Here is a 7,145-nt window from a genome sequence, read left to right as displayed (position 1 = left end):
CAAGCTATCCATTAGTTTTGCGGCAAGATCGAACCTACAGGTTCCGCCTACGCATTGATTATCTGGTCAGAATCAGATGGTCTAGCCTCGGTTTACCCACTAGAAAGCATTGAAGATGGCAAGGATGACAAAAAAACTGATTGGCATATCAAGGCACCCAAATACTGCTACGGTACTAAGGATCGCCGACCTCGCTGCCAAAGTTGGCGTGCATATTGCCTCGGCAGGCTCTCCAATCGCTGACACGTTGTATGAGTTTTCAAAAACCGGAGTGGGAAAAGTTCGGGACTATGTACATGCTAGAGACGACCGGCGAATTTTAGAATTCCATCAACATCTTCTTTACCGCGATGAAGTGTCTGAAGAAGATATTTTAGACGGTGAGCTAGAAGAGGCTAATTTTCATGCGCTGATGCACGCATGTCTATCGGATATTGAAGACGAGAAAACAATACCTTACGCACTGCTTACCCGGACCATCGCATTAGGAAAAATAAAACCTGAGCTTAGGCGGCATAATATTCTTGCTCTGAAAGATATTGCTTGGGATCACTTAGACTTTTTAAGAAAGCTATATGTGGTTTCAAAATACGCAATAATTCCTAAGCAAGGACCAGGTTCGGTCACAGCCGAGTCTATTTTAACGGGCTATGTCCCTGGCAGCATTGAGCACCTCGCGGTCGTCAGCCTAACATCTAAAGGTTTCATAGATGGTGTGCAGCTAAGTGATCTCGGCAAAGAGTTTGTCAAAGCCTGCTCATCAAGTGATGATTTGACTCCCGGAGCGTATGAGCTTCAAGTTTGGTCTGATAGCAAGTGCGACATTATTCTTTTGGATCAGTCCGACTCATCAATGCGTTTTGTGGAGCTAATCCAAAGCGCTCTTAGAGCCAAAGGGATTGGCTGCGGTAGCGGAACCGCAATGGAAGGAGCACTTAAACGTCGCGAGGCTAGTCTGTTCACAAACTGCGCGATCGTTATTTTCCGACGTGGGAAACGTCTAGAGGCTGAGCTGCAAGAGAATTTGCAACACAGGGTTGGCACCAAGCCGTTGGTTCAATTGCTGATTGATAGCGACGGCGTAGAAACTCCAGAACAGTTAGTTTCCGGTGAAATATTGGTAATTAATAGCGGTAACGAAAAGAGGGGTGCGACTCTAGCCGTAGAGAAGCTAGCTACTCAAATTTACAAACAGGAATCATCTAGGGTTTCGTAGGGCCATCTGAGTTGCTCTCTGGCGTATCGCCGATCCCTACTGCCGCTTCGGGTCGTTTTTCAGCCGATTACCACAGGCCGAAAGCGGCCAATAGCTGCCTTTTTGTAACGGGAGAAAGCTTCCGGAAGGGGATACCTGAACGCGTATGCTTACGCACTCGCGCTGTAGGTACTAGGACATGCCCTCAATTCATACCCTGAACGCTCGCGGCAACATTCTGCTCCCTGTAATGCGTGAGTGCTTTTCCCTCAGCGATGCACGTACCTTTGCTGAAATACAGAATTTTCATGGCGAGTGCGTCGGTATCCTTAAAGCCAAGGGGATCGACTACGCCTCGCTCAGGACAGCCCTGACCCCGCAACCAACAAAGCACGAGGCGGCGTTCCTTTTCGATACGGATCTTTGTGCCCGGAGCTTCGTGCCTGGAGTGGAGTGCGCCGAAGCGCTATTTAGCGCGCTGGATGCCCAAACGACCCACAGCATCCTGGGTGGAGAGCTTTTCGGCTCGGGCGATCGGCTTGCGCGCAAGCTGCTGGATCCCGCAGTAGTCAGCACGAGTTTTCGTCTGCCCGATACGTGCTTCGTCTTGTACGTGAACAACCTGTCCGAAGGTGCTATTTCTGGCGTCGACTCCAAACTCCAGCAGCTTCCTGCCTACGTAGGCTACTTGCCGTGCACTTACTCAAGCGCAGCCAAAACCTTCACCTCGCTGAACCTGATGAATTATGTGATCAAGCATGGCGGCACAGTCATCATGGGGCACGAAGATGATCGACCGAACACGCAGGATTTCAACCTCCACCAGCATGACTACGTGAAACAAGGTTTCCGACTCAGGAGCATTCAGTCGATCTACTTCTGCACATTCCTCTCGTACAAGCCTGAACGCCTGCTGCTCGATGTCACCGACGACGACCTGGAGATCGCGGTAAGGGCCATGTCGTCTGCTGTAGCACCGCTGGCAGAGTTCACGGTCCTCATTGAGGATGCCAAGTTCGAGAAGTACCTTCAGACCACGAAGCTAGGAAAACTGCAAAAGGCCGGCTTGGCAGAACTGACCAAGGCCGAGCTTGAGACCGCAATCCGAAGCAACCTGCGGATGAACTACCTGTACAACCTCGAGTGGGTGAGCCAACCGACCCATCAGCTCAGCAAATTCAACATCCTGCTTGAGTTCCCGCGAGTTGACGGCCACCCGGAACGTGTAGTTGTGGCCCTGGAGTACCGCCCGGTCGACCGCATCCTTCGCCTTGTCACCATTAGCTGACTACCCCAAGCCTTCAGAACATGGTCTTGCCTAACCGCTGCCGGACTGACATTGCTCCTTTCAAGGTCGGGTGTCTTATGCTGCGGTTAGAGGGTAAAAAGGCATATAGCACCACCAAGGACGAGCTGTGGCGACTGTGACATGAGCAGAGCCCCCAGTTTCATATACGAAGTTATGGAGAACGTTGCTCGGTGAAAATCAGAAAAATTACGATCAAGAACTTTCGTGGGGTGAAAGAGCTTGACTGGGCCCTTCCTGAATCCGACATCTTCTGTCTCATAGGGAAGGGCGACTCCTCCAAGTCGACGATCCTGGAGGCAATCCGATTTACGTTCTATCCCCAATGGAATCTCACGCTCAGCGATTCAGACTTCTATCAATGCAAGGTCGAGAAGACCATCGCCATAGAAGTCACGATTGGCAAACTGGCTGAAGAGTTCTGCTCGCTACACAAGTACGGCCCCTACCTCCGCGGCTGGGACGCAGCTGCTCGAACTCTCACGGACGAGCCGGACGACCATTTGGAGAATGTTTTGACCGTACGGCTCACGGTCGAAAAGGATCTGGAGCCGAAGTGGATCGTGGTCTGTGATCGCAACCCCGAGGGGACACCGTTCAAGCAAGCTGACAGAAACAAAGTCAGTGTGGGCCTTATCGGTGCGTACAGTGAGAAGCAACTGTCCTGGGCGAATGGAACAGCGCTGGCCAAGATCACGGAAGCACAGAGCTTGAATGAGCTGCTCGCGAATGTCTCCAGAAACGCCAGGACATCGCTGGACACTGATCGTGATGCCAATCTTGTGAACTTCGATGCCGCGGCGGCGAAATCACAAGAGATGGCCAAGCTGCTCGGCGTACCTGTGGTGGATTCCTACAAAGCTCACCTTGATCTGAGCTCCATAAATCTGAAAGTGGGCGGGCTGTCGCTGCACGACGGCGACATGCCGCTACGTCAGTTGGGCCTTGGATCTCGCCGGATGCTGCTGTGTGGCATTCAAACTGTGGGGTTAGAAGAAGGCCACATCACCTTGTTTGATGAGGTGGAGTTTGGCCTCGAGCCACACCGGATCACCCGCCTCATCAAGCACGTGAGAGATGACGAACGAGGGCAGTACTTCCTCACGACCCACTCTCCAGCCGTGCTGCGCGAACTCACCGTGAATGAGCTTCATGTAGTTCACAATTCCGACGGCGTGGTTCAGATCGTTTCCGCTGCCAAAGAAGGCCTTGAGGATCACGAGGTTCAAGGGAAGATTCGATCAAGCACCGAAGCATTTCTGGCAAAGAAGGTAGTGGTTTGCGAAGGCGCAACAGAGGTCGGCTTCCTGAGGGGTTTTGACGACTTCCAGATGGCGAGCAAGAAGGATCCGTTTTCCTTCCACGGTGTTGCGCTGCTAGATGCAAAGGGAGGCAGCAAAGTAAAGGCACTTGCAAAAGCCTTCAAATCGCTTGGCTATGACGTGACGGTGCTCGCTGATGGTGACGCCGAAGATCAGTTCTCTCCAAAGGATGAGAAAGAGCTAGCGGCTCTGAACATCCCAGTTCTGATGTGGAGCGACAAGCTTTCACTTGAGGAGAGGGCCTTTCAGGATCTTCCGTGGCCAAGCGTGCTAGCTAGTTTAAAACTCGCTCAAGACGAGCTGAGCTTCCCTGTGTACGACCATGTGCGCTCTAGGCTCCTTGCAGGTGATTTAGACAAGGACACTGGCACTTGGATAGATCGTCCTGAGCTGCGTACAGCCATAGGTTTTGCGGCGAAGAAGTCCTGCTGGTTCAAGGACACCACCAGGGGTGACTTATGGTTTAAGGCGGTAAGCCAAGCCTTCCTCGACGCTGATTTCGCCCAAAAGAACCTTGCACTTGAGCTCGGCAAGCTTTGGGCATGGGCAGAACATGTCTGAGGAGCTAGCAACCAAACTCAGCAACTGCCCAAACCGAGGGTACGTTATCGCACCTGCTGGATACGGCAAGACGCACCTCATTGCGTTGGCAGTGCGGGCCGCTGGCGGCCGGCAACTGATCTTGACTCACACCTTTGCGGGCGTGAACTCGATAAAAACCAAGATGATGTTACTTGGTGTTCCTGCCTCCAAATATCAGGTGGATACGATTGCAAGCTGGGCGCTGCGCCTTTGTTTGGCCTACCCCAAAAGCTCCGGTTGGGCGACTGAAAATCCGGCCAGCAAGCAGTGGAGCAAGCTCTATGAAAGCTGCTCGGGATTGCTGAAGAAGCAGTTCATTCGCCACGTCGTATCGGCCACTTACAAGGGAGTCTATGTAGATGAGTACCAGGACTGCTCCGATTCACAGCACTCGCTGGTCTGCGCCTTGGCAGATGTCTTTCCCTGCCGGATCCTGGGCGATCCCCTGCAGGCCATCTTTGATTTTGAGGATGGTAAGCCTGTGGACTGGAACGCAAGCGTGTATCCCACTTTCGACTGCCTGGGCGAGCTAGATACCCCTTGGCGTTGGAAACAGGCTGAAGCACATGAGCTGGGCGCCTGGCTGAACGAGGCGCGGAAGAAGATTGAGCAGGGGCAGAAATTTGATCTAGTTGGTGGGCTGCCACGCAGCGTGATTCGAGTTGCAACCGCCCCCGCGTTTCTGGAGGCCAAACAGTATTCATCGCTCTGCGGCCAGCTAGGGCACAACGAGAGCGTGATTGCTCTGCACGGTGGAGATCCCAAGTCCAAGAGTAAGACCCACCTTTTGGCCCGAAGCATGGCAGGTCGATTTTCTTCTATCGAGGAAGTTGAAGGCAAAGACCTTCACTTATTCATCAAGAAGCTCGGAGTCGCGATGACTGCCCAAGCGGGATTTCTTCTCGCTTTGGATTTTGCGAAGAAGTGTTTTACTGGCGTGACCAAGGCTTTGACTGCCGGAACCCAGAGAGGCCAGGTGGCGAAACTTAGTAAAAGCACAAAGTACCCCCTAGTCCTGCATGCAGCGAATGACTACCTCAATAACCCATCCAGCAGCCACCTCAAGTCGTTTTTTCTGGCGTTGAAGTCAAATCCAGAAACATCGCCCTATCGCCGTGACCTCCTGTATCGCTTACTCAACGTGCTGAAGCTACACGTAGATGGAGAAGGAGCAACTCTTGCAGAGGCCGCAAACCTGTACCAGCGCGAAATGAGGCATACGGGGCGGCCTCTCAGCCACAGGAAGCTCATTGGGACAACGCTGCTGGTCAAAGGCCTGGAATACGACCATGCCGTCATCCTTGATGCAGACTCGCTTGACGCTAAGCATTTGTATGTCGCGATGACACGTGGCTCGAAGTCGCTCACCATCATCGGTACGGGTAGATACATTCCAGCAAAGTGATCTGATGCTATAGACCCATAGGGCAGGGACCTCCGAGGCTCCTGTGAGCCCCTTTTCAGACTTGAGCAAATCGGTCCGCTTTTGGCCGACTCCTGCCTGATGAGACAGGCGACTCCCGGCCAAAAGCAGCCATCCCCAATGTGATACCTCTCTCATAGCCTTCACTAGGTCGAATGTATCGGCTTTAATTACCAATCTGGTTCCATTGACGCTATGGGTCTGCGCTTTGTGCGCTCATACGATTTCGCACTAGGCAATGGTGCCTGATTGTGGAGTTTGTCATGGGTGCACTAAATCTACCGCAGCGTCTTAAGATGCTCGGCGTAATCGGGGTTATGGCTGTCGCATCGCAGGCTGCACTCGCAGCTCCGACCGACCTGTACCAGCAGGCAGCCGGCTTTTACCGGCATATGGTTGGCAACACCGTGGTTACTGCCGTTTACGACGGCTATATCGATCTGGATCCGAAGCACCTCGCGGGCATGCCGCATGAGAAGATCCAGGAGCACATCCTGCATGAGTATCAAAAGGCGGCTCCGTTCGTACAGACGGCGGTCAATGCCTTTCTTATCGATGACGGTACGCAGCTGGTGCTAATCGACTCGGGCTCGTCTGATTGCTTCGGCCCTACCATGGGGCGGATGGTCGACAACATCCGTGCTGCCGGTTATACGCCTGAAGAGGTTGATGCAGTGCTGCTAACGCACCTGCACCCTGACCATGCCTGCGGCGTGACCCTACCAGGCGGCAAACGAGCCTTTACTAATGCAACCGTCTGGGCCGCAGACCGAGATGCGAATTACTGGCTCGACGTGAAGCAGGAGGGCTCACTGCCTGAAGACCAGCGACCGTTCTTCAAGATGGCGCGTGATGCAATTGCACCGTACTCAGATGTAGGCAAATCAGAACCTTCAATGAAGGTGACTCCATCACCTCTGGCATTCAGGTCGTGCCGTCAAATGGTCATACCCCCGGCCACACGTCTTACCTGCTCAGTTCGGGGGGCGAAAAGCTGCTGCTTTGGGGTGACATTGTGCACGTGCATTCTGTGCAATTACCGCATCCAGAGGTGACCATCGCGGTTGATGTTGATCCTAAAGCGGCCGTTGCATCTCGCACCCGGCTTTTCGCTGAGGCTGCCAGTGAGCGTTGGTCCGTGGCAGCGGCGCACTTGCCCTTTCCTGGCATTGGACATCTGCGTAAAGAAGAAAAGGGCTACAGCTGGGTGCCTGTTGAGTACCGAAACCCTGTTAACTCTGAACGCTAAATAGCGCCAGCGAAGTGAAAAAGACCACGGCTCGTCCGTGGTCTTTTTCATTTGCCCATCAGCCGGAG

5 protein-coding genes are annotated in these 7,145 nt (G+C 53.2%); all 5 read left to right on the top strand.

The features are described from left to right. Window positions 1–124: 124 nt before the first annotated feature. The 5 genes from UF78_RS10840 (at window position 125) to UF78_RS10820 (ending at window position 6,883) form a co-directional block, all read left to right on the top strand. Window positions 125–1,216, top strand: a complete 1,092-nt coding sequence (locus tag UF78_RS10840) for a hypothetical protein (protein ID WP_155397628.1) — start codon at window positions 125–127, stop codon at window positions 1,214–1,216. A 178-nt stretch (window positions 1,217–1,394) separates the two neighbouring features. Then, entirely contained in the window at window positions 1,395–2,483 is a 1,089-nt protein-coding gene (locus UF78_RS10835) for a hypothetical protein (protein ID WP_045162230.1), read from the top strand. 191 nt (window positions 2,484–2,674) lie between these two features. Continuing rightward, window positions 2,675–4,384, top strand: a complete 1,710-nt coding sequence (locus tag UF78_RS10830; RefSeq protein ID WP_052679314.1) for an ATP-dependent nuclease — start codon at window positions 2,675–2,677, stop codon at window positions 4,382–4,384. Then, window positions 4,377–5,810, top strand: coding sequence for a UvrD-helicase domain-containing protein (locus tag UF78_RS10825; RefSeq protein ID WP_045162229.1), 1,434 nt, complete (start codon window positions 4,377–4,379; stop codon window positions 5,808–5,810). The genes UF78_RS10830 and UF78_RS10825 overlap by 8 nt, the downstream gene beginning before the upstream one ends. 281 nt (window positions 5,811–6,091) lie before the next feature. After that, window positions 6,092–6,883, top strand: coding sequence for an MBL fold metallo-hydrolase (locus UF78_RS10820; RefSeq protein ID WP_230623620.1), 792 nt, complete (start codon window positions 6,092–6,094; stop codon window positions 6,881–6,883). The last annotated feature ends 262 nt before the right edge of the window (window positions 6,884–7,145 follow it).

The organism is Stutzerimonas stutzeri, assembly GCF_000952685.1.
Taxonomy (GTDB): Bacteria; Pseudomonadota; Gammaproteobacteria; order Pseudomonadales; family Pseudomonadaceae; genus Stutzerimonas; species Stutzerimonas stutzeri_E.
This window is presented reverse-complemented; position numbering and strand designations above follow the sequence as displayed.